The following is a 23,275-nucleotide window of genomic DNA, read 5'->3' as shown; positions in this document are numbered from 1 at the left end:
CTCAGATCTCCTCTTCCATGGCAAAGACCAGCGTCAGGATGCCGCCGAACACGGCCAGATAGACCCCGACATCGAAGACCAGCACCGAGGACAGCGGCAGGCCCTTTTCGCCCTCGGCGGCAAACAGGAACAACCACTGACCGGTCAGAAAGGGGTCTCCGGCGAAGGCGCCCATGATGCCCGAAAGGGCGGCGATGCCGACGCCCAGCATGGCGATGTTGGTGGGATCGACCCGCAAGGCGCTGCGCGCATCCGAGACGGAGGTCGCGATCACATAGAGGATGAAGCCCGTGGCGCCGATCAGCCCGCCGATGAAGCCGCCTCCGGGCAGGTTGTGCCCGCGCAGCAGCGCATAGATCGAAAAGACCAGCAGCAGGGCGACCAGCAGCCGGGTCGCGGTGGTCAGAATCAGGGATTGCATCAGACTTTCTCCCCCTTGTCGGCGGCGGCGACCTGCGCGGGTTCCTCGTCTTCCGGCGTCGGCCTGGCGCCCGGCGCACCGCGCAGCAACGCATAGGCACCCACCGCCGCGATGACGACCACGACGATTTCGCCGAACGTGTCGGTGGCGCGGAAATCGACCAGGATGACGTTCACGATGTTGCGGCCATGCGCCTCGGGCCAGGATGCGATCTCGAAGAAATCGGTCAGGCGACGATCAAAGGGCGTCTGCAGGACCGCGATCATCACCAATGTGCTGAGGATGCCGAAGGCCGCCGCGATCGCCGCATGGCCTGCCCGGAAGCCCGAGGCCGAGCGCACCGGCAGATGCGGCAGCCGCAGCATGACCAGCGCGACCAGCACGACGACCAGAACCTCGACCAGAAGCTGCGTGATGGCCACGTCGGGGGCGCTGAACATGATGAAGATCAGCGCCACGCCGATGCCCACCACGCCAAGCGCCGCAACCGCCGTCATCCGGCTGGAGGTGATGGTCGCCAGGATCGCGCCCATCGCGATCAGCGCCAGCACCGTCCATTGGATCGGGTGGATGCCGTCGGCCTGATAATTGATGCCGCTGCCCATGCCACCGCGCAGCAGGAAGGTCGCGCCGACGAGGATGGTGAAGCTGGCAAAGATCACCGCCATGTAGGTCTGAAGATTGCCGGTCTGGATCAGGCGCGTCTGCCAGGCGGCCAGCGCCTTCAGCCCGTCCAGCACGCGGTCCCAGCCCGCGTCGAAGTTGACGCGGCTGCCTTCCTCGATGCGGGTCAGCCGGTCGCGGATCGCCTCGTGGCGGCGATACATCAGCCAGCCCGCAAGAAAGGTCAGCAGCGACAGGACCAGCGCCATGTTGATCCCGCCCCACAGATACAGATGCACCTCGCGCACCTCGCCGAAGACGGCATGAGTCGCGGGGCCGACGAAGTAATGCGCCAGAATGCCGGGGAACAGGCCGAAGATCAGCGACAGCGCGCCCAGGACAAGGGGACCGGCCAGCATCGGCCACGGCCCCTCATGCGCGGCATGGGGCGTCTGGCGCAACTCGCCGCGGAAGGGCTTCCAGGCGACGATCCCGGCCACGACGAACATCATCACCGAGGCCGCGAAAATCATCACCGTGACCCAGATCGCGCCGAAGCCGCCCAGACCAAGCCCGGCCTTGTACATGAATTCCTTGCCGATGAAGCCGACCATGGGCGGGATGCCCGCCATGCTGACCGCCGCCAGCGCCGCCGCCAGGCCGGTCAGCGGCATGGCCTTGGCCAGACCGCCCAGCACCCCGGTCTCGCGCGTGCCGGTGGCGTGGTCCACGATGCCGATCATCAGGAACAGCGCGGCCTTGTAGAGCGAATGCACCACCAGGAACAGCATCGCCGCCATGATCGCGTAATGCGTGCCCGCGCCGATGAACATGGTCAGCGTGCCAAGCGCCATCAGCGTCGTGTAGGCCAAAACCTGCTTGATGTCGGTCTGACGCAGCGACATGACCGAGGCAAAAACCGCCGTCACGCCGCCGAACAGCGTCAGCATCCAGAACCAGGCCTCGGTGCCGCCAAGCGCGGGATTCATCCGCGCCAGCAGGAACACGCCCGCCTTTACCATGGTGGCGCTGTGCAGATAGGCCGAAACGGGGGTGGGCGCGGCCATCGCGTTGGGAAGCCAGAAATGGAACGGCACCTGCGCCGATTTGGTGAAGGCGCCCGCCAGGAACAGCAGCAGGATCGCCAGATACCAGGGATGATCGCGCAGCATCTCGCCCTGGCTCAGGATCTCGACCAGCTCGAAGCTGCCCGCCACGGTGCCCAGCACGATCATCCCCGCCAGCAGGATCAGACCGCCCGTCCCCGTGACCAGCAGCGCCTGCAACGCCGAGCGGCGGGACTTGGCGCTGTCGGCGTTGAAGCCGATCAGCAGGTAGGATGCGATCGTCGTCACCTCCCAGAACACGAAGAGCGAGATCAGGTTGCCCGCCAAGACCAGGCCCAGCATCCCGACCATGAACAGCATCAGATAGGCGACAAAGCGCGGGTAATCGGGATGCTGGCCCAGATAGCGCGCCGAATACAGCGTGACGGCGGTGCCGATCCCGGTGATCAGCAGCGCGAAGGTCAGGCTCAGCCCGTCCAGCAGCACCGAAAGCCCGATCCCGAGCGAGGGCACCCATTCGATCCCGCGCACCTGGGGTGTCTCGGCGATCTGGGGCACAAGGCCCAGGAAATACAGGAACAGAACCGCAGGCAGGGCGATCGAGAACCAGCCCGAGGCCCCCCCCATCACGCGGTCAACCTTTGGATAATCGTCAGCCATGTCTCGAACCCCCGTCGCGGCATGCATTTGGCGGCGGGAATATCACCCTTTTTCTCGGGAAAACAGGTGTTCGGCGGCGAAATCGGCCTGGCTGCACGCGAATTCCACCCCACCCGGCCCCACCCCTACCCAGGGGCTGCACGGCCCTGTAAAGAAGTATGCGCGCGCCGTCCCGCCCGCATCGGCCAGAGCAGGTTGCGACCAAGTGCCGCATTTTCGCGCCAGCGTGGGGACCGCCCTGTTGTGTCACCAAGGGCCGCCCACGCGCAAGAAGGCTTGTGCGAATGCCCCGCAATCGGACAAAGTGCCCGCCAGAAGCGCAGGCCACTTGAGCTGCGCGAATCGCCTTTAGCACGGAAAGGAATGCCATGCTGCTTGCACAATCCCGCTTCGCGCCCGCCAGCCTGATGGGCAAGGTCGGCCTTACCCTGGGTGCCGCCGCCCTGATCGCGCTCAGCGCCAAGGTTCAGGTGCCGTTCTGGCCGGTGCCAATGACCCTGCAGACCATGGCGGTGATGGGCCTGGCCGTGGTCCTGGGGCCGCGTCTCGGCCTGGCTGCGATGGTCAGTTACCTCGCCGCCGGCCTGGCTGGGTTGCCCGTCTTTGCGGGCGCTGCCGCAGGCCCGGCCTATCTGGCCGGACCGACCGCCGGCTTTCTGCTGGGCATGGCCGCCGCGATGCTGGTGACGGGTCATCTGGCGCAGGGCCGCGCGACGCTTGGCCGCGGATTGGCGATGCTGGCCGGCCTGGCCACGATTTATGTGCCGGGCCTGCTGTGGCTGTCGAACTTCGTCCCGTCCGAACGTGTGCTGGCCGCAGGCTTCACGCCCTTCATCCTGGGCGATCTGGTCAAGCTGGTCGTCGCGCTCATGCTGATCGAGGGCGTCCGCCGGATCACTGCCCGCCGCTGATCCGACCACACCCCTCTGAAGAAAGCCCTGCAAGATCTTGCAGGGCTTTCTTTTTCCCTCACTGACCTGAAAGAGAAAATGCCGGCCCTTTCGGACCGGCATTCCAGGTCGTGCGAGGATCCCGGGATCAGGCGCCGGCGAGGGTCTTGGCGACCTCGGCGGCGAAATCCTCTTCCTTCTTCTCGATGCCTTCGCCGACGGCCACGCGGGCAAAGCCCTTGATGGTCGCGCCCGCCTCTTTCGCAGCCTCGGCCACGGTCAGGTCGGGGTTGATGACGAATTTCTGGCCGGTCAGCGTGACCTCTTCGAAGAACTTCTTCATGCGGCCTTCGATCATCTTCTCGATCACGGCCTCGGGTTTGCCCGATTCGCGCGCCTGTTCGGTCAGAACCTGCTTCTCGCGCTCGACCAGCGCGGGGTCCAGGTCGCTTTCGTCCAGCGAGGCGGGCGAGGTCGCGGCGACGTGCATCGCGATCTGGCGCCCGATCTCTTCATTACCGCCTTCAAGGCCGACCAGCACGCCGATCTTGCCCATGCCGTCAGCAGCGGCGTTGTGGACATAGTGCACGACCGTCGGCGCGGTCACGACGACCATGCGGCGCAGCGTCATGTTCTCGCCGATCTTGGCGATCGCGTCGGTCAGGATCTCGGAAACCGGCTTGCCGTCGATCTGCTCGTTCTTCAGCGCCTCGACATCGTCCACATTCAGCGCAGCCTGCGCGATCTTGCGGACCATGGCCTGGAATTCCTCGTTCTTGCCCACGAAATCGGTTTCCGAGTTCACCTCGACCGCGACGCCCTTGCCGGGCTTGACGGCCACGGCGACAAGGCCTTCGGCAGCAATGCGACCGGATTTCTTGGCGGCCTTGGCCAGACCCTTGGTGCGCAGCCAGTCGATGGCCGCCTCCATGTCGCCATCAGTTTCGGTCAGGGCCTTCTTGGCGTCCATCATGCCTGCGCCTGTGGTCTCACGCAGTTCCTTCACCATCGCTGCGGTGATTGCCATATCCGTCTCCTCTGATGTCAACGCGTCAGGCGGGGCTTATCCCCGCCTGACGACAATTCCGTGAAAAACTCGATCCGCGGACGGGATCAGGCCTCGGCGGCTTCTTCCGGGGCGGCCTCGTCCAGCAATTCTTCGGGGGCTTCGGCCAGGGAACCCAGATCGACCCCGGCGGCGCCCATCTGAACCGACATGCCTTCCAGCGCAGCGCGGCTGGCCAGGTCGCAATAAAGCGCAATGGCGCGAGAGGCATCGTCATTGCCCGGAATGATGTAGTCAACGCCTTCGGGCGAGCAGTTGGTATCGACCACGGCGACCACCGGGATGCCCAGCTTCTTCGCCTCGGCGATGGCCAGGTCTTCCTTGTTCACGTCGATGACGAACAGCAGGTCCGGCAGGCCGCCCATGTCGCGGATGCCGCCAAGCGACGCCTGCAGCTTGGCCTGCTCGCGTTCAAGTTGCAGACGCTCTTTCTTGGTCAGACCCTCGGCGCCGCTGGCCATCGTCTCGTCGATGGCTTTCAGACGGTTGATCGACTGGCTGACGGTCTTCCAGTTGGTCAGCGTGCCGCCCAGCCAGCGGTGATTCATGTAGAATTGCGCGGATTTCTCGGCCGCTTCGGCGATGGCCTTCTGAGCCTGGCGCTTGGTGCCGACGAACAGGACGCGGCCGCCCTTGGCGACGGTGTCGCGGATCACGGTCAGTGCCTGATCCAGCATTGGGACAGTCTGCGTCAGATCCAGGATGTGGATGCCGTTACGCTCGCCATAGATGTATTGTCCCATACGGGGGTTCCAGCGCTGCGTCTGGTGGCCGTAATGGACACCGGCTTCCAGCAGCTGACGCAGGGTGAATTCGGGAAGCGCCATATCGTGTTCCTTTCCGGTTTGCGCCCTGGCAGGGGGTTTCAGGGCGATCGCCCCAACCGGTGGACCGTTTGCGGATGTCTCCCGCAAGGGCCCGCCCCTGCCTGTGAAGTCTGCGCGACTTAGCCTCTGATCCCCGCCAGCGCAAGGGGGAAACGCTGTGATATCGACGCCGATAGCCTTAACATAGCCAAGGGAACAGGCGGGCTTTCCCTTGCATCGGCGCGGGGTTTGGGGTCAGGTCGGCGCGAATGTTCCTGCCGAAGGTGTGCCATGACCCCCGAAACCCAGTCCCAAGCCACGAAAGCCCTGTGCAAGCTGGCCCCGGTCATTCCGGTCATCGTCATCCAGGACGCGGCCAGGGGCGCCGATCTGGCACGGGCGCTGGTCGCGGGCGGCCTGCCCGTGCTGGAGGTCACGCTGCGCTCGGACGCGGCGCTGGACGCCATCCGCGCCATGTCCCGGATCGAGGGCGGCCATGTCGGCGCAGGCACCGTGCTGACGCCCGACGATGCGAAGCGCGCCCGGGACGCGGGGGCGACCTTTGCGGTCTCGCCCGGTCTGACCGACCGCCTGATCGCCGCCTGCGAGGAAATCGGCCTTCCGCTGCTGCCCGGCGCCGTCACCGCGTCCGAGGTGATGCGGGCCTCGGATGCGGGCTATGACATGCTGAAGTTCTTCCCGGCCGAGGCCGTGGGCGGCGCGCCGGCGCTGAAATCGCTGGCAGGCCCCCTGCCCCGGATCAGCTTCTGCCCGACCGGAGGCATAACCCCGCAGAACGCGGGCGGCTATTTGTCGTTGCCGAACGTGGTCTGCGTCGGCGGCAGCTGGATCGTGACGGATGCCGACATGGCGGCGGGGAACTGGCAGGCCATCGAGGAACGCGCCCGCGCCGCCAGCGCCCTGCACCGCTAGATCGATGCAAGACGCTCCGGCCCTGGACCTGGGACGCGCAAGGCGCAACGTTCTCATCCTGGTGATGGCGCAGGCCATCCTGGGCGCGCAGATGCCGATCATGTTCATCGTGGGCGGCCTGGCGGGGGCGATCCTTGCGCCCAGCCCCTGTCTTGCAACTCTGCCCCTGTCGATGATCATTCTCGGCTCGACCCTGACCGCGCAACCGCTATCGCGGCTGATGCAGGCGCGGGGTCGGCCAGCGGGTTTCCTGCTGGCGACGACGGCAGGCGGGATCGGAGCGGCGGTCTCGGCGGCGGGTCTGTGGGTCGGGTCGTTCTGGCTGTTTCTGGCGGGATCGCTGCTGACAGGTATCTACATGTCCTCGCAGGGCTTCTACCGTTTTGCCGCGACCGATACCGCGCCCGAGGACTACGCCCCGCGGGCGATCTCGTGGGTCATGGCGGGGGGGCTGGTGGCGGCGATCATCGGCCCGGCGATCGTGCGGGGGACGGACGGGCTGACCGCCGTGCCGTTTCTTGCGACCTACATGGCGGTGATCGGGCTGAACCTTGTCGGTCCGTTCCTGTTCGCGTTTCTGGACATGCCGAAACCGCCGGCACCTGCGGCCAACGCCGCGGCGCCCCGTCCCATGCGCGAGATCGTCAGGCGCCCGGCCATTGGCGTGGCGATGATCTGCGGGATGGTCTCATACGCGCTCATGAACCTGGTCATGACCTCGACACCCCTGGCAGTGGTGGGCTGCGGCTTTGCGCCATCGGACGCGGCCAACATCGTCAGCGCGCATGTGCTGGCCATGTTCGCACCGAGCTTCGTGACCGGCCATCTGATCGCCCGCTTCGGTGCCGAACGGATCGTCGGTGCGGGGTTGGTGATCCTGGCCCTGGCGGGCGCGGTGGCGCTGTCTGGGGTCGCGTTGCAGCAATTCTTCCTGTCGCTGGTCCTTTTGGGGATCGGCTGGAATTTTGGCTATATCGGCGCGACCGCCATGCTGACCCGCGCCCATGCGCCCGAGGAAAGAGGACAGGTTCAGGGCATGAATGATTTTTTTGTCTTTGGAGGAGTTTTTCTGGCCTCGCTGTCGTCGGGCGGGCTGATGAACTGTGCTGGGGGGTCGGTTCAAGCGGGCTGGAACGCGGTGAACCTGGCGATGCTGCCCTTTCTGGTTCTGGCCGGTGGCGCGCTGATCTGGCTGGTCATGCGCCCGAAAGAGCCCTGATTGTCGGGCCCTGAGCGCCGGGGCTTCACGCCCTCGGACCCCCGTGGGATATTTGGGCCAAGACAGATCAGAGCAAGGTTTTCTGACCCGACGGGGGCGCGGGGCGACGGGATTTCCCGGCAGCAGGGCGCGCCTCGATCCGGGCATCGGCGAATTCGATCTGGAATTGCGGCGCACGGGCGGCGGCTGCGGCACTGGTAATCAAGCCCTCCGGTCCGTGGATGACGGCAAAACCGCGCCTCAGCGTCTCCTTGTAACCGAGCGTCTGACGGATGCGATCAAGCCGGGTCAGCACGTCACGGCGCTGGCGTTGAGCGCGCATCAACGCCGCGTCAAGCCGCTGGACGAGGTCGCCAAGACGCATCTTGTCCTGTGCGATCGCGCGATGCGTGCTGGCCGTGACACGCCGCAGCGATGCATCGAGCCGTTCCTGAAGCTGGTTCAGTCGGTCTTGCGGGCGTTCCAGACGCCGCAGCCGCGCCTGATCCAGCCGCACCGCGATGCGGTCCAGCCCATGGCGCCTGGCTTGCATGAACTGGCGCAGCGTTGCAGCGGGCATGGGTCGCAACGCAAGCCGGTTTCGGCGCGATTGCAGCCAGAGCCGCAGCGCCGGCTCCAACCTTGCGCCTTGGAGATCAAGCCGTTGGCGCGGCCCCTCGATCAGGGCGGCGGGACGCCCCATGGCGCGGGCCAGATCGCGAAGGCGCTGGCGCGGCCGCTGGATCGCCTGCGCGTTGGCGCGCAACATGCGGGCGCCGGTCTCGGCCAGCCGCGCGGCCAGATCCGCCCGGACAGGAACGGCCATCTCGGCCGCCGCCGTGGGCGTGGGTGCACGCCTGTCCGAGGCGAAGTCGATCAGCGTCGTGTCGGTCTCGTGCCCTACAGCCGAAATCAGCGGGATGGTGCTTTCTGCGGCGGCGCGGACGACGATTTCCTCGTTGAAGCCCCACAGATCCTCGAGGCTGCCGCCCCCGCGCGCGACGATGATCAGGTCGGGGCGCGGGATGATACCGCGAGGGGCCAGCGCGTTCAGACCCCGTATCGCGGCAGCCACCTGCTGTGCGCAGCCCTCTCCCTGGACGGCCACGGGCCAGATCAGGACATGACTGGGAAAGCGGTCGCGCAGGCGGTGCAGAATGTCACGGATCACCGCCCCCGAAGGCGAGGTGACGACCGCGATCACGCGCGGCAGAAAGGGCAGCGGCCGCTTGCGCGCCTCGTCAAAAAGGCCCTCGGCGGCCAAGGCCTTGCGGCGCCTTTCCAGCATGGCCATCAGCGCGCCGGCGCCTGCAGGCTCGATCTGGTCCACGATCATCTGATATTTCGACTGACCCGGAAAGGTCGTCAGGCGACCGGTGGCGATGACCTCCATCCCCTCTTCGGGGCGCTGGACCAGGCGGGCGGCCTGGCCTTTCCAGGTCACGGCGGCCAGCACGGCGCGGTCATCCTTGAGATCGAAATAGAGATGCCCCGACGACGGTCGCGACACACGCCCCACTTCGGCCCGGACACGCACGCGGCCGAACTGATCCTCGATGCTGCGCTTCACCGCGCCGGACAGTTCCGAGACGGTGAATTCATGCGCGTTGCTGCCCGGGCCGGGCTCGTCTTCAAGCAGATCCATGTGGCTTGTTCCCTTTCGCGGCGCAGACTAGAACGCCGCAGGACCAAGCGAAAGGGCGGCAGATGAATATCCTGATCCTGGGCGGCGGCGGGCGAGAACATGCTCTGGCCTGGGCGATCCGGCAGAACCCGAAATGCGACCGGCTGATCGTGGCCCCCGGGAATGCGGGCATTGCCGGGGTCGCGGAATGTGCCGATCTGGATATCCTGTCGCGCGCGCAAGTTCTTGAGTTCGCACAAGAAAATGCAATCGACTTCGTGATCATCGGCCCCGAGGCGCCCTTGGCCGCGGGCGTATCGGACGCGCTGCGCGACGCGGGCTTCCTGGTCTTTGGCCCCAGCCAGGCAGCGGCGCAGCTAGAGGCCTCGAAAGCCTTTACCAAACAGATCTGCGATGCCTGCGGGGCGCCCACAGCAGCCTGGAGACGCTTCGACGCAGCCGCACCTGCGCGCGATTACGTCACTGCGCAGGGCGCGCCCATCGTGATCAAGGCCGATGGGCTGGCGGCCGGCAAGGGCGTCACCGTGGCCGAAACCGTCGAACAGGCCCACGCGGCCATCGACGCCATCTTCGAGGGTGCGTTCGGCGACACTTCGGTCGTGATCGAAGAATTCATGGCCGGCGAGGAAGCCAGCTTCTTCATCCTCTCGGACGGCACGGATTGCCTGCCCATCGGCACCGCCCAGGACCACAAGCGCGTGGGCGATGGCGATACCGGTCCGAATACCGGCGGCATGGGCGCATACAGCCCCGCGCCGGTCCTGAGCCAGGCGATCCAGGATCAGGTCATGGCGCAGATCGTGCGCCCGACCATCGCCACGATGGCCGAAAAAGGCATGCCATTCCAAGGGGTTCTCTACGCCGGCCTGATGATCGAGCAGGGCCGGGCGCGGCTTGTGGAATACAATGTCCGCTTCGGCGATCCGGAATGCCAGGTGCTGATGATGCGGCTGGGCGCGCAGGCGCTTGACCTGCTTCTGGCCTGTGCCCAGGGCCGGCTGGCCGAAGCCCGCATCACCTGGGCCGACGATCACGCCCTGACCGTCGTCATGGCCGCGAACGGCTATCCGGGAAGCTACGAAAAAGGCAGCCGTATCAACGGTCTGGACAGCCTTCCCGAGACCAGCTTCCAGATGACATTCCATGCCGGCACGGCGCGGAAGGACGGCGCCATCCTGGCCACCGGAGGCCGCGTGCTGGCCTGCACCGGGCGCGGTGCGACCCTGGCCGAGGCGCATCAGCGCGCCTATGCGCTGATCGACGCGATCGACTGGCCGCAGGGCTTCTGCCGCCGCGACATCGGCTGGCGGGCGCTGTAGCCCCCCGCACCGCCCGGCCACCGAAGGTGCGCCGCGCGTGCACAGCCCGTGCACAGGCCTCATCCGCAACGAAAAAAGCCGGCGCTCACCCGCCGGCTTCTTCGTTGTCCAAATACCCCCGCCGGAGGCGGCCTCCCGCTCCACAGCGTCAGGCGGTCGAATACAGCCCCTCGTAGATCGGCAGCAGCGTGTCCGTCTCGAACAGACTCGAGACCGAAGTGCCGTTCCAGATGTTCAGCACCGCCTGGGCGAACATCGGTGCGGTCGGCACGATGCGAATGTTGGGCGCGTTCTTCACCGCCTCGCTCGGCTGGATCGAATCGGTGATCACCAGCGACTTCATCACCGATTTCGTCACGCGATCCACCGCCGGGCCAGACAGAACGCCATGGGTGATATAGGCATGAACCTCGGTCGCGCCATTGTCGGTCAGAACCTGCGCTGCCTTGCAGAGCGTGCCGGCCGTGTCGCAGATGTCATCGACGATGATGCAGGCCTTGCCCGACACATCGCCGATCACGGTCATCTCGGCCACCTCGCCCGCCTTCTCGCGGCGCTTGTCCACGATGGCCAGCGGCGCGCCGATTCGCGCCGCCAGTTCCCGCGCCCGCGCCACGCCGCCGACATCGGGCGAGACAACCATCAGATCGCCCATCCGCCCCTTGAAGTGATGCTGCACGTCCAGCGCAAAGACCGGCGCCGCATAGAGGTTGTCCACAGGAATGTCGAAGAAGCCCTGGATCTGGGCGGCGTGCAGATCCATGGTCAGAACCCGGTCCACCCCCGCCTCGGTCATCAGATTTGCGACCAGCTTGGCGGTGATCGGCGTGCGGGCCTTGGCGCGGCGGTCCTGGCGGGCATAGCCGAAATAGGGGACCACCGCGGTGATACGCGCGGCCGAGGACCGTTTCAGCGCATCGACCATGATCAGCAATTCCATCAGGTTGTCATTGGCCGGGTTCGAGGTCGGCTGGATGATATACATGTCTTCGCCACGGACATTCTCATAGACCTCGACGAAGATCTCGGCATCGTTGAACCGCTCGACCCGCGCATCCAGCAGGTTCACGCTCATCCCGCGATGCATGGACATGCGCCGCGCGATGGATTGCGCCAGCGGTCGGTTGGCATTGCCTGAGATCAGCTTGGGTTCGGTCATGACGGGCATGGGCTTGGCCTTTGGCGGTTGCGTCAGATTGCGGCTGCCTTAGCACCGCGCTAGCCTGCGGGCAAACCCGTAAAAAGGACAGGACCATGGCGCATATCGACTATTACCTCGGCACGATCAGCCCGTGGTGCTATCTGGCGGGCGACCGGCTGGAACGGATCGCGGCGCGCCACGGCGCGACGATCACCTACAAACCGCTGGACCTGTTGCAGCTCTTCGACCGGACAGGCGGCGTGCGGCCCGCGAACCGCCATCCCGGCCGCATGGCATACCGCGCGCAGGAACTGCCGCGTTGGGCCGATCATCTGGGCATGGCACTGAACCTGAAACCCGCGCATTGGCCGGTGAACATGGCGCCCTCCTCTTACGCGATCATCGCCGCGCAAGAGGCGGGCGGCGGCGATCTGGGCGGGCTGGTCCACGGCTTCCTGCGCGCCGTCTGGGCCGAAGAGCGCGACATCAGTGACGATTCGGTGATCCGCGACATCCTGGCCGCGCATGGCTTCGATCCTGCCCTGGCCGACAAGGGCCTGTTCGTCGGCGCCGAGACCTATGGCCGCAATCTGGAACAGGCGGTCGAAGCCGGGGTCTTCGGCGCGCCCTTCTATGTGGTGCGCGAGACCGGCGCCCGGTTCTGGGGCCAGGACCGGCTGGATTTCCTGGACCGGCATCTGGCGGGCGCATGAGCGGGTTGAACATCCGCCACTGGCCGGGCGATCCCGACCGCCCGGCTCTGGCGCTGCATTGCATGATGGGCAGCGCGGGGGGCTGGGCGCCGGTCGCGGCGGCGCTGGCGGGGGCGGTCGATCTGCGCGCCTTCGACATGCCGGGCCATGGCCGCAGCGATCCCTGGCAGCCTGGGCCTGACAGGCCGGATTACCACACCGCCGTCACACGGCTGGCCGCGGCGATGATCGAGCGTCCGCTGGACCTGATCGGCCACAGTTTCGGCGCGACCGTGGCGCTGCGCATCGCGGTCGCCGCCCCCGAGGCCATCCGGACGCTGACCCTGATCGAGCCGGTCCTGTTCGCCGCAGCACCCTCGGCCGAACAGGATGCGCTGGATGCGCGTCTGGCCGCGCTGCTGGACGAGGGGCGTGACGGCGAAGCCGCAGCGACCTTCCTGTCGGCCTGGAACGGGCAGGAACTGGACGCCCTGCCCCCTCCGATCCGCGCGCAGATGGTGCGCCAGATCCGGCTGGTGGCCGAGACCGGCCCCGCCCTGCGGACCGACAGCGCCCGCATCCTGCGAAAGGGCGGGCTGGAAACGGTGGATGCGCCGGTGCTGATCGTGGCGGGTGGCGACAGCCCGCCGGTGATCCATGCCATCGCCGATGCGCTGGCGGCGCGGCTGCCCGATGTGGGCCGCGCGCTGATCCCCGGTGCGGGCCATATGGCGCCCATGACCCATGCCGCGCAGGTGGCGGGCCTGATCGGCGCCAATCTGGAACGCGGCTAGAGCAGGAAATCCTGATCGTCGGGCAAGGCGCCGATCGCGGTCCACTGGACGCGCATCCGCGCCACCCGGCTGTCGCCCCAGGTCTTGAAGACCAGATCGAACCCGGCCGAGGTCACGTTCTCGACCCCCAGATCGCCGCGCTGGTTCGTGCTGCCGTCGATGTCCCACATGGACGGCGCGACCTGCACGGCGGGCGGGGCCAGGAAGCGTTCGGGGAAGACGACGCTCTGGCGGGTGACACGCTCGCCGCTGCCGGTCCAGAGCGGGCCGCCGGTGTCGTAATCGGTGACAAGCATGACCGAGCCCTGGCTGACGCCGATCTCGGACGAGTGGAAACGCACCATGGCAACTCCGGAATGGATACGGGGTCAGGATAACCACCGGGGGCGGGAAAGCAAAAGGCCCCGGTGCAGGACCGGGGCCGATGCCGCAACGCCCAAAGGCGCGCGAAAGGCGGCTTGGCGATCAGTCGGGCACGGTGGACTGATTGGGGTCCAGCCCGATATGCGTTCCCATGGCGACCATGTCGCCCACCAGCTTGACGGCGGCGGTCACGACCTCTTCGCCCACTTGCTCGCGGCGCGATTCGGCGCTTTGCTGCGCGCGTCGGGCCTCGGCCAGCATGTCGTTGAAGACAGCCTGCGTCAGTTCCGCGCGCGGATGACCGCGTTCGGCCAGCACACTGACCGAGTCGGCGTTGATCTCGGCAAAGCCGCCGGTCACGGCGAATTCGCTGATGGCACCGTCAGCGCCGACCAGCGCGACCATGCCCGGGCGCAGAGTCACGATCGCAGGCGCATGGCCGGGCATGGCGGTCAGATCGCCATTGCTGCCCGGCAGGCGCACCTCGCGCACGGGAACCGAGGCAAGCCTCCGTTCCGGCGACACAAGGTCGAACTGCATGGTATCGGCCATGATGCCCCCTTACGCCGCTTCGGCGGCCAGACGCTGCGCCTTGGCTTTCACGTCCTCGATGTCGCCGACCATGTAGAAGGCGGCCTCGGGCAGGTGGTCGTATTCGCCAGCAACCACCGCCTTGAACGAGGCGATGGTCTTTTCCAGCGGCACCTGAACCCCGTCCGAGCCGGTGAACACCTTGGCCACGTCGAAGGGCTGCGACAGGAAGCGCTGGATCTTGCGCGCACGGGCCACGGTCAGTTTGTCCTCTTCGGACAGCTCGTCCATGCCGAGGATCGCGATGATGTCCTGCAGCGACTTGTAGCGCTGAAGGATCCCCTGCACGTCACGCGCGACCTGGTAATGTTCTTCCCCGACGATGGCGGGGTCGAGGATGCGGCTGTTCGAATCCAGCGGGTCCACGGCCGGATAGATGCCCAGTTCCGAGATCGCGCGCGACAGAACGGTCGTGGCGTCGAGGTGGGCAAAGGTCGTGGCGGGCGCCGGGTCGGTGAGGTCGTCGGCCGGAACATAGACGGCCTGGATCGAGGTGATCGAGCCGTTCTTGGTCGAGGTGATGCGTTCCTGCATCGCGCCCATGTCGGTGGCCAGCGTCGGCTGATAACCCACGGCGGACGGGATGCGGCCCAGAAGCGCCGACACCTCGGAGCCTGCCTGCGTGAAGCGGAAGATGTTGTCCACGAAGAACAGCACGTCCGTGCCCGAGGCGTCGCGGAACTGCTCGGCCAGCGTCAGGCCGGTCAGGGCGACGCGCATCCGCGCCCCCGGCGGCTCGTTCATCTGACCATAGACCAGCGCCACCTTCGATTCGGTCAGGTTGTCGGGAACGATGACGCCCGATTCCACCATCTCGTGGTAGAGGTCGTTGCCCTCGCGGGTGCGTTCACCCACGCCCGCGAACACGGAATAGCCCGAGTGCACCTTGGCGATGTTGTTGATCAGTTCCATGATCAGAACGGTCTTGCCCACGCCGGCGCCGCCGAACAGGCCGATCTTGCCGCCTTTGGAATAAGGCGCCAGCAGGTCGATGACCTTGATGCCAGTGACCAGGATTTCCGAACTGGTCGCCTGCGCCGCGAAATCGGGCGCGGGCTGATGGATGGCGCGGGTCTCGGAGGCGCTGATCGCCCCCCCCTCGTCCACGGGCTCACCCACGACATTCAGGATCCGGCCAAGCGTCGCATCCCCGACCGGCACCGTGATCGGACCGCCCGTGTCGCGCACGGTCTCGCCGCGGACCAGACCTTCGGTCGCGTCCATGGCAATGGTGCGGACGGTGTTTTCACCCAGATGCTGGGCGACTTCCAGCACCAGCTTCTTGCCGTTGTTCTCGGTCTCAAGCGCGTTCAGGATCGCGGGCAGGTGATTGTCGAACTGCACGTCAACGACGGCGCCGATCACCTGCGTGATTTTACCAGTGGCCTCTGCCATGTTTCACCTCTGCTTTACGGTCAGAGCGCCTCGGCGCCCGCAATGATTTCGATAAGTTCCGTGGTGATCGCGGCCTGACGCGAGCGGTTGTATTGCGTCGTCAGCCTGTCGATCATGTCGCCCGCATTGCGCGTGGCGTTGTCCATGGCACTCATCCGCGCGCCCTGTTCGGACGCCGCATTTTCCAGAAGCGCGGCGAAGATCTGCGTCGCGACCGAGCGCGGCAGCAATTCGGCCAGCAATTCCTCTTCGCCCGGCTCGTATTCATAGAGCGCATTGGCGGGCGCCGCATCGGCGGGCACCTCGGCGGGGATCACCTGCTTCGCGGTCGGAATCTGGCTGATCACCGTCTCGAAACGGTTGTAGAAGATCGTCGCCACGTCGAAGCTGCCCGCCTCGAAACGCTGAAGCAGCTCGTCGGCGATCTTGCGTGCCGTATCATAGCCCACGCGCTTGACCTCGGACAGGTCCACGTGATGCACGAAGAGATCGCCATAGTCGCGTTTCAGCTGCTCGCGACCCTTCTTGCCGACGGTCAGGATCGCAACCTGCTTGCCTTCGGCCCTCAGGCGGTCGGCATGTTGTCGGGCCAGCTTTACAATCGAACTGTTGAAGGCGCCGGCAAGGCCGCGTTCAGCAGTCATGACCACCAGAAGGTGCCGCTGATCGCTGCCCGTCCCGGCCAGCAGGCGCGGCGCGCCTGCCTGGCCTGCCGCATTCGCGGTCAGGCCTGCCATGACAGTCGCCATGCGGTCGGCATAGGGCCGCGCGGCTTCCGCCGCCTCTTGCGCGCGGCGCAATTTGGCGGCGGCGACCATCTGCATCGCCTTTGTGATCTTGCGCGTGTTCTTGACGCTGCCGATCCGGTTCTTGAGATCCTTGAGACTGGGCATCTATTCCCCCTCTCAGGCGCGGGTGCGGTTGTATTCGTCCAGCGCCGCCTTGATCGCATCTTCCAGATCGCCGCTGACCTTGCGGTCATTGCGGGTCATGTCGTCCAGCAATTCGGACTTCTGGCTGCGCAGGAACTGGATCAGGCCCTCTTCCCAGGCGACAACCTCCTTGACGGGGACGTTGTCGATATAGCCCTTGGTGCCGGCATAGATCACGATGACGATCTCGGCATTGGTCAGGGGGCGATACTGGGGCTGCTTCATCAGCTCGGTCAGGCGCGCACCGCGGTTCAGCAGGCGCTGCGTCGCGGCATCGAGGTCCGAGCCGAACTGCGCGAAGGCCGCCATCTCGCGATACTGGGCCAGTTCCAGCTTGACCGGACCGGCGACCGATTTCATCGCCTTGGTCTGGGCGGCAGAACCCACGCGGCTGACCGACAGACCGGTGTTCACGGCCGGGCGGATGCCCTGGAAGAACAGTTCGGTTTCCAGGAAGATCTGGCCGTCGGTGATCGAGATCACGTTGGTCGGAATATAGGCCGACACGTCGCCCGCCTGCGTCTCGATGATCGGCAGGGCGGTCAGCGAGCCGGCGCCATTGGCTTCGTTCAGCTTGGCCGAACGCTCCAGCAGGCGCGAGTGCAGGTAGAACACGTCGCCCGGATAGGCTTCGCGCCCGGGGGGACGGCGCAGCAGCAGCGACATCTGGCGATAGGCCACGGCCTGCTTGGACAGATCGTCATAGATGATCAGCGCGTCCATGCCGTTGTCGCGGAAATATTCGCCGATCGCGGTGCCCGAATAGGGCGCCAGGAACTGCATCGGCGCGGGGTCCGAGGCGGTCGCGGCCACGACGGTGGTATAGGCCATGGCGCCGGTCTCTTCCAGCTTCTTGACCAACTGGGCCACGGTCGAACGCTTCTGACCCACCGCGACATAGATGCAGTGCAGCGTCTTCATGCCCTCGGCCTCGCGGCCGTTGTAGTTCGCCTGGTTCAGGATCGTGTCCAGGGCGATGGCAGTCTTGCCGGTCTGGCGGTCGCCGATGATCAGTTCGCGCTGGCCGCGGCCGACGGGAATCATCGCGTCCACCGATTTCAGGCCGGTCGCCATCGGCTCGTGCACGGATTTGCGCGGCATGATGCCGGGGGCCTTCACATCCGCGATGCGGCGCTCGGTCGCCTCGATGGGGCCCTTGCCGTCGATCGGATTGCCAAGGGCATCCACGACGCGGCCCAGGAGGCCCTTGCCGACCGGAACGTCCACGATCGAGCGCGTGCGCTTGACGGTGTCGCCTTCCTTGATCTGGCGGTCGTCACCGAAAATCACGATACCGACATTGTCGGTTTCGAGGTTCAAGGCCATGCCGCGGACGCCGCCGGGGAATTCCACCATTTCGCCGGCCTGCACCTTGTCGAGGCCATAGACGCGGGCAATCCCGTCACCAACCGACAGCACCTGGCCGACTTCGGCGACTTCGGCGTCCTGACCGAAATTCTTGATCTGCTCCTTGAGGATCGCCGAAATCTCGGCAGCCTGGATTCCCATTATCCGACCTCTTTCATGACATTCTGAAGGGAAGCGAGCTTCGAGCGGACCGAGGTGTCGATCATCTGCGAGCCCAACCTGACAATCATGCCGCCGATGAGGCTGTCATCGACGCGCGTGTTCAGCTTGACCGTCTTGCCGGATTTCTCGGCCAGGGTCTGTTTCAGGCGGTCCATCTGCTCGTCGCTCAGCGCGACGGCGCTGGTTACCTCGGCCGTGACTTCGCCGCGCGCATCCGCGATCAGCGCAGCCAGACGCTCGGTCAGTTGCGGCAGCACGAACAGGCGGCGGTTCTTCGCCATCAGCTGAAGCGTGTTCGCCATCACCGGCGACAGGCCCATCTTCGAGGCAATGGCGCCGATGGCGGCCGCCTGTTCGGCGCGGGAATATTTCGGACTGGAAATCAGCGCCCGAAGATCGTCACTTTCGGCCAGGGCCGCGGCCAGGCTCTCGGTTTCGCGGGCGAGGCTGTCGATCTGCCCCTCGGCCATCGCGATGTCGAAAACGGCCTGCGCGTAACGCCCGGCGATGCTGTGGGACATGGAAACAGAGTTGGCCACGGTCATCCTTTACGGTTTGCGCAAACCCCACTGGCGGGCCGGACGCGAAATCCGGTCTGTCACGGGGCGCGGGTCGCGGTCGCGCGGCTTTTGGAGGGCCGCCCGGAATTCTGCGGCGTCTCTAGCAGCAGTTTGACCGCCCGGCAACCGTCATGCACACGCAGATGCGAGCCTGTGCGACAAAGGTCGCGGCTGACCGCCGTTGACATTGATGATAGCGCCAACACCCCACTCTTGAAGCCTGTTCCGCCCTGGGGCAGGATGTCGCACCCACTTGAAACCTGCCATCTTCGATCGGGGATCGGCGGCGACTCAGCCCGCCGCGTCTGGCGGGGATTCGGGCGGGCTGACCGCCCTGCGCCGCAGAGCGGAGCCGCGCGATGCCGGGGCCGCGCGACCCGGCTGGGGGCGCGCGACACCATCGAGGATCTCAAGCGGGCTCGGCACCCGGATCTTCAGGCCCGGCCCGACCGGCGCACGGCTGTGCTTGGCCAGCTCCACCAACACCACTCCGGCGATCAGCACGCGACTGATGCGCAGGCCGGTGCGTTCCCAGAACTGCGCGCTGCGCAGCCAGAAGCGCCGGTCCGAGGGCGGTATATAGACCGCCGAGCCGTGCCATTCCGGCTGAAAGCCTGCATGGCGCATCTGGGTCTCGATCTGGCCGGCCGTGTAGGACCGCCCCGACCCGAAGGGCGTGCGTTCGGACGCGGCCCACAGCCCTGCCCGGTTCGGCACCATCACCATCACGCGCCCCCCCGGCCCCAGGCAGCGCCAGGCCTCGGCCAGAAGCTGGCGGGGATGTTCGCTGCCCTCGATCCCGTGCAGCATCATGAGGCGGTCGATGCTGCCCGTCTCCACCGGCCAGGCGGTCTCGTCGCAAAGGACGGAGTGGTTGGGCAGGCCGGCGGGCCAGGCCATGACCCCCTGCTGACCGGGCATCAGCGCCATGACGCGCCGCGCATGGGCCAGATAAGGCCGCAGAAGCGGCGCGGCAAACCCGTAGCCCGCGACATTCATGCCGGTCGTTGTGGCGGGGGGCCAACGCTCGGTCAGCCGGTCGCGCAGGATGCGCTGCACCACCCGGCCCAGGGCGCGCTGGTAATAAAAGCGTCTCAACTGGTCGATGTCGTGATGCATTGCGCCCCGGCCCGGCATTTGTCACGCTAAAGGATCACAAGGAGAGGGCTTTGCCAATGCCGCTGGAGCTGGTCACGCTGCGCTGCCTGCGCGACAATTACGCCTATCTGCTGCATTCCGAGGCCGGGACCGTGCTGATCGACGCCCCCGAGGCGCAGCCGGTCCTGACCGAATTGTCGGTGCGCGGCTGGGGGCTGGACGCGATCCTTCTGACCCATCACCACGACGACCACATCCAGGCGGTGCCCGAACTGGTCGCGGCCACCGGGGCGCGGGTGATCGGGGCGGCGGCGGACGCCCATCGCCTGCCGCCGCTGGATGTGAGCGTCGTGCCCGGCGAGCCGCTGGAGATTCTGGGCGACCCGGTCGAGATCCTGGACGTGTCGGGCCACACGATCGGCCATCTGGCCTTTCACTTCCCGCAAAGCGCGCTGGCTTTCACCGCCGACAGCCTGATGGCGATGGGCTGCGGGCGCCTGTTCGAGGGGGATGCGGCAATGATGTGGGCCAGCCTGTCGCGGCTGAACGCCCTGCCAGGCGAGACGCTGATCTGTTCCGGGCACGATTATTGCAGCGGCAATGCTGCCTTCGCGCTGACGGTCGATCCCGACAATGCGGCGCTGCGCGAGCGGATGCGGGCCATCGCCGAGGCGGCAAGCCCCTGCGCGCCGGCGACGCTGGCTCTGGAGCGGGCGACGAACCCCTTCCTGCGCGTCGCTGCGCTGCGCGAGGGGCTGGGGATGGAGGGCGCGGATGACGCGGCGGTCTTCGCCCGGCTGAGGCGCATGAAGGATGCGTTCTGACCATCACGATGCGGGCCCTGCCCTTGAAACGATGCCTGCCGCATCACATCTGCCTCATCGCTGGGAAAAACGGCGGCATGGGACGAATTGCCTCTTGATGCCGGTCGAAATCCACCAAATCTTAATGACATCGTGACAGTCTGGGCAGGTGGGCAAGACGCGGCCCATACCGCCAGCCGACTGACAGGAGACGACCCGTGCCAAGTTTCTCGACCACCCTGGAACAGGCCATTCACCAGGCTCTTGCACTGGCAAACGAGCATCGCCACGAACTGGCGACGCTGGAACACCTGCTGCTGGCGCTGACAGAGGAACCGGACGCCGTCAAGGTGATGCGGGCCTGCAATGTCGATCTGGACGAGCTGCGAAGCACGCTGGTCGATTTCATCGAAGAGGATCTGTCCACGCTGATCACCGATGTCGAGGGTTCCGAGGCGGTGCCGACTGCGGCCTTCCAGCGGGTGATCCAGCGCGCCGCGATCCATGTTCAAAGTTCGGGACGGCAAGAGGTCACGGGTGCCAACGTTCTGGTCGCGATCTTTGCGGAACGTGAATCGAACGCGGCCTATTTCCTGCAGGAAATGGACATGACGCGCTACGACGCGGTGAACTTCATCGCGCATGGCGTGGCCAAGAACCCGTCCTTCAACGAACCGCGCAAGGTCATCGGCGCCGAAGAGCCCGAGCAGAAGGCCGAAGCCGCGCCCGAAACCAAGGACGAGACCGCGCTTGGCAAGTATTGCGTCGATCTGAACGCCAAGTCGCGCAAGGGGGACGTGGATCCGCTGATCGGACGCGAAGCCGAGATCGAGCGCGCCATCCAGGTGCTGTGCCGCCGCCGCAAGAACAACCCGCTGCTGGTCGGCGATCCAGGCGTGGGCAAGACGGCCATCGCCGAGGGGCTGGCGCTGAAGATCACGCGCGGCGAGACGCCGGACGTGCTGGCGGGCGCCACCATCTTCTCGCTCGACATGGGCGCGCTGCTGGCCGGCACGCGCTATCGCGGCGATTTCGAAGAGCGGCTGAAGGCCGTCGTCAAGGAGCTTGAGGCCCATCCCGACGCGATCCTCTTCATCGACGAGATCCACACCGTCATCGGTGCGGGGGCGACCTCGGGCGGGGCGATGGACGCCTCGAACCTGCTCAAGCCCGCGCTGGCCGGCGGCAAGCTGCGCTGCATGGGCTCGACCACCTACAAGGAATACCGCCAGCATTTCGAGAAGGACCGCGCGCTGAGCCGCCGGTTCCAGAAGATCGACGTGAACGAGCCCTCGGTCCCGGACACGATCAAGATCCTGATGGGCCTCAAGCCGCATTTCGAGAAGCACCACGACCTGCGCTACACCAACGAGGCGATCAAGTCGGCGGTGGAACTGGCCTCGCGCTACATCAACGACCGCAAGCTGCCCGACAGCGCCATCGACGTGATCGACGAGGCGGGGGCCGCGCAGCATCTGGTCGCGGAAAGCAAGCGGCGCAAGACGATCAGCCCCAAGGAGATCGAGGCCGTCGTGGCCAAGATCGCCCGCATCCCGCCCAAGAATGTCAGCAAGAACGACGCTGAAGTCCTGCGCGATCTGGAGGGCACGCTGAAACGTGTGGTCTTCGGGCAGGACAAGGCGATCGAGGCTTTGTCCTCGGCGATCAAGCTGGCGCGCGCCGGCCTGCGCGAGCCGGAAAAGCCCATCGGCAACTACCTCTTTGCCGGGCCGACCGGCGTGGGCAAGACCGAGGTGGCCAAGCAGCTTGCCTCGACCCTGGGGGTGGAATTGCTGCGTTTCGACATGTCGGAATACATGGAAAAGCACGCCGTCAGCCGGCTGATCGGCGCGCCTCCGGGCTATGTGGGCTTCGACCAGGGCGGGCTCTTGACCGACGGTGTGGACCAGCACCCCCATTGCGTGCTGTTGCTGGACGAGATCGAAAAGGCACACCCGGATGTTTACAACATCCTGCTGCAGATCATGGATGCGGGCCGTCTGACCGACCATAACGGGCGGCAGGTCGATTTCCGTAATGTCATCCTGATCATGACCTCGAATGCGGGCGCTGCGGATGCCGCCAAGGCCGCCATCGGCTTTGGCCGCGACCGGCGCGAAGGCGAGGATACGGCCGCGATCGAACGCACCTTCACGCCCGAGTTCCGCAACCGTCTGGACGCGATCATCAGCTTCGCGCCTCTGTCGCGCGAGGTGGTTGTCCACGTTGTCGAGAAGTTCGTGCTGCAACTGGAAGCCCAGCTGATGGACCGCAACGTCCATATCGAGCTGACCCCCGAAGCCGCCGACTGGCTGGCCGAAAAGGGTTACGACGACCGGATGGGCGCCCGCCCGCTTGGCCGCGTCATCCAGGAGCACATCAAGAAGCCTCTGGCGGAAGAACTGCTGTTCGGCCGTCTGACCAAGGGCGGCATGGTGCGCGTCAAGATCGAAGACGACAAGCCGGCCTTTGACATCACCGGCCCCGAGACGCCACGCCTCGGCAAGACCAGGACGCCGCTTCTGACCGCCGAGTAAGTTCGGGGCAGGACGGGCCGCCCGGATGACCATGCTCTGGTCCGGGCGGCCGCTTCTGTCGCGGCAACGGCTCGGGCCAGGCGGCACAGCCTGTCTGAACAAAGCGTGGTGGGCTCTGTTCCGGAATGTCCGGCTGCATGTTGCAGCACGCGGAGCACAGAATGGGACAGGCGCTCTGACCCGCTGCAGGCAAGCCTGCGGGGCCGGAGATCAATCGCCCCAGTCCCGCTG

Annotated in this window: 21 protein-coding genes; 8 read left to right on the top strand and 13 right to left on the bottom strand. The window is 66.2% G+C overall.

Features of this window, described 5'->3' with window-relative positions; genetic code table 11:
* Window position 1: 1 nt before the first annotated feature.
* A complete protein-coding gene (locus KY389_RS07340) occupies window positions 2–421 on the bottom strand; it encodes a Na+/H+ antiporter subunit B (protein WP_219830240.1) in 420 nt (139 codons plus the stop codon).
* Complete coding sequence (locus tag KY389_RS07335; RefSeq protein WP_219830239.1) at window positions 421–2,751, bottom strand: putative monovalent cation/H+ antiporter subunit A; 2,331 nt, start codon at window positions 2,749–2,751, stop codon at window positions 421–423. The genes KY389_RS07340 and KY389_RS07335 overlap by 1 nt, the downstream gene beginning before the upstream one ends.
* 368 nt (window positions 2,752–3,119) lie before the next feature.
* Here KY389_RS07335 and KY389_RS07330 point away from each other — a divergent pair, with 368 nt between their 5' ends.
* Window positions 3,120–3,662 (top strand): biotin transporter BioY, encoded by a 543-nt coding sequence (locus tag KY389_RS07330; protein ID WP_219830238.1) that lies wholly within the window; start codon window positions 3,120–3,122, stop codon window positions 3,660–3,662.
* Between the two features lie 127 nt (window positions 3,663–3,789).
* On the opposite strand, the gene tsf is transcribed toward KY389_RS07330, so the two are convergent.
* Both tsf and rpsB read right to left on the bottom strand, forming a co-directional pair.
* Window positions 3,790–4,668 (bottom strand): translation elongation factor Ts, encoded by an 879-nt coding sequence (gene tsf, locus KY389_RS07325; RefSeq protein WP_219830237.1) that lies wholly within the window; start codon window positions 4,666–4,668, stop codon window positions 3,790–3,792.
* Window positions 4,669–4,754: 86 nt separating this feature from the next.
* Window positions 4,755–5,534 (bottom strand): 30S ribosomal protein S2, encoded by a 780-nt coding sequence (gene rpsB, locus KY389_RS07320; protein ID WP_219830236.1) that lies wholly within the window; start codon window positions 5,532–5,534, stop codon window positions 4,755–4,757.
* A gap of 270 nt (window positions 5,535–5,804) precedes the next feature.
* Here rpsB and eda point away from each other — a divergent pair, with 270 nt between their 5' ends.
* The gene (eda, locus tag KY389_RS07315; protein WP_219830235.1) at window positions 5,805–6,446 is read left to right on the top strand and encodes a bifunctional 4-hydroxy-2-oxoglutarate aldolase/2-dehydro-3-deoxy-phosphogluconate aldolase; all 642 of its coding nucleotides are present in this window, start codon (window positions 5,805–5,807) and stop codon (window positions 6,444–6,446) included.
* 4 nt (window positions 6,447–6,450) lie between these two features.
* Entirely contained in the window at window positions 6,451–7,665 is a 1,215-nt protein-coding gene (locus tag KY389_RS07310; RefSeq protein WP_219830234.1) for an MFS transporter, read from the top strand.
* Between the two features lie 67 nt (window positions 7,666–7,732).
* Here KY389_RS07310 and xseA read toward each other — a convergent pair whose 3' ends face one another.
* A complete protein-coding gene (gene xseA, locus KY389_RS07305) occupies window positions 7,733–9,289 on the bottom strand; it encodes an exodeoxyribonuclease VII large subunit (RefSeq protein WP_219830233.1) in 1,557 nt (518 codons plus the stop codon).
* Window positions 9,290–9,351: 62 nt separating this feature from the next.
* On the opposite strand from xseA, the gene purD reads away from it, so the two are divergent.
* Window positions 9,352–10,608 carry a phosphoribosylamine--glycine ligase gene (gene purD, locus KY389_RS07300; protein ID WP_219830232.1) on the top strand — a complete coding sequence of 419 codons (1,257 nt, stop codon included), beginning with the start codon at window positions 9,352–9,354 and terminating at the stop codon, window positions 10,606–10,608.
* Window positions 10,609–10,756: 148 nt separating this feature from the next.
* On the opposite strand, the gene KY389_RS07295 is transcribed toward purD, so the two are convergent.
* The gene (locus tag KY389_RS07295) at window positions 10,757–11,776 is read right to left on the bottom strand and encodes a ribose-phosphate pyrophosphokinase (RefSeq protein WP_219830231.1); all 1,020 of its coding nucleotides are present in this window, start codon (window positions 11,774–11,776) and stop codon (window positions 10,757–10,759) included.
* 86 nt (window positions 11,777–11,862) lie between these two features.
* Here KY389_RS07295 and KY389_RS07290 point away from each other — a divergent pair, with 86 nt between their 5' ends.
* Both KY389_RS07290 and KY389_RS07285 read left to right on the top strand, forming a co-directional pair.
* On the top strand, window positions 11,863–12,462 hold the full coding sequence (locus KY389_RS07290) for a 2-hydroxychromene-2-carboxylate isomerase (RefSeq protein ID WP_219830230.1): 600 nt from the start codon (window positions 11,863–11,865) through the stop codon (window positions 12,460–12,462).
* Complete coding sequence (locus KY389_RS07285) at window positions 12,459–13,235, top strand: alpha/beta fold hydrolase (protein WP_219830229.1); 777 nt, start codon at window positions 12,459–12,461, stop codon at window positions 13,233–13,235. The genes KY389_RS07290 and KY389_RS07285 overlap by 4 nt, the downstream gene beginning before the upstream one ends.
* Here KY389_RS07285 and KY389_RS07280 read toward each other — a convergent pair.
* From KY389_RS07280 to KY389_RS07250, 7 genes are all read right to left on the bottom strand, one after another.
* Complete coding sequence (locus KY389_RS07280) at window positions 13,232–13,579, bottom strand: H-type lectin domain-containing protein (protein ID WP_219830228.1); 348 nt, start codon at window positions 13,577–13,579, stop codon at window positions 13,232–13,234. The genes KY389_RS07285 and KY389_RS07280 overlap by 4 nt on opposite strands.
* 121 nt (window positions 13,580–13,700) lie before the next feature.
* Entirely contained in the window at window positions 13,701–14,150 is a 450-nt protein-coding gene (locus KY389_RS07275; protein WP_219830227.1) for a F0F1 ATP synthase subunit epsilon, read from the bottom strand.
* A gap of 9 nt (window positions 14,151–14,159) precedes the next feature.
* Complete coding sequence (gene atpD, locus KY389_RS07270; RefSeq protein ID WP_219830226.1) at window positions 14,160–15,584, bottom strand: F0F1 ATP synthase subunit beta; 1,425 nt, start codon at window positions 15,582–15,584, stop codon at window positions 14,160–14,162.
* 20 nt (window positions 15,585–15,604) lie between these two features.
* On the bottom strand, window positions 15,605–16,477 hold the full coding sequence (locus KY389_RS07265) for a F0F1 ATP synthase subunit gamma (RefSeq protein ID WP_219830225.1): 873 nt from the start codon (window positions 16,475–16,477) through the stop codon (window positions 15,605–15,607).
* A gap of 12 nt (window positions 16,478–16,489) precedes the next feature.
* Window positions 16,490–18,025, bottom strand: coding sequence for a F0F1 ATP synthase subunit alpha (gene atpA / locus KY389_RS07260; RefSeq protein ID WP_219830224.1), 1,536 nt, complete (start codon window positions 18,023–18,025; stop codon window positions 16,490–16,492).
* A complete protein-coding gene (locus tag KY389_RS07255; RefSeq protein WP_219830223.1) occupies window positions 18,025–18,591 on the bottom strand; it encodes a F0F1 ATP synthase subunit delta in 567 nt (188 codons plus the stop codon). Before KY389_RS07255 ends, atpA begins: the two co-directional genes overlap by 1 nt.
* Before the next feature lie 306 nt (window positions 18,592–18,897).
* A complete protein-coding gene (locus KY389_RS07250) occupies window positions 18,898–19,725 on the bottom strand; it encodes a class I SAM-dependent methyltransferase (protein ID WP_219830222.1) in 828 nt (275 codons plus the stop codon).
* A gap of 56 nt (window positions 19,726–19,781) precedes the next feature.
* Here KY389_RS07250 and gloB point away from each other — a divergent pair, with 56 nt between their 5' ends.
* Together gloB and clpA are read left to right on the top strand one after the other, a co-directional pair.
* The gene (gene gloB / locus KY389_RS07245) at window positions 19,782–20,528 is read left to right on the top strand and encodes a hydroxyacylglutathione hydrolase (protein WP_219830280.1); all 747 of its coding nucleotides are present in this window, start codon (window positions 19,782–19,784) and stop codon (window positions 20,526–20,528) included.
* A gap of 197 nt (window positions 20,529–20,725) precedes the next feature.
* Window positions 20,726–23,044, top strand: coding sequence for an ATP-dependent Clp protease ATP-binding subunit ClpA (clpA, locus tag KY389_RS07240; RefSeq protein ID WP_219830221.1), 2,319 nt, complete (start codon window positions 20,726–20,728; stop codon window positions 23,042–23,044).
* Window positions 23,045–23,275: the final 231 nt, after the last annotated feature.

The organism is Paracoccus bogoriensis, from assembly GCF_019431455.1.
GTDB lineage: Bacteria > Pseudomonadota > Alphaproteobacteria > Rhodobacterales > Rhodobacteraceae > Paracoccus > Paracoccus bogoriensis.
Note: the sequence above shows the minus strand (reverse complement) of the source record. Positions and strands in the feature narration are given on the sequence as shown.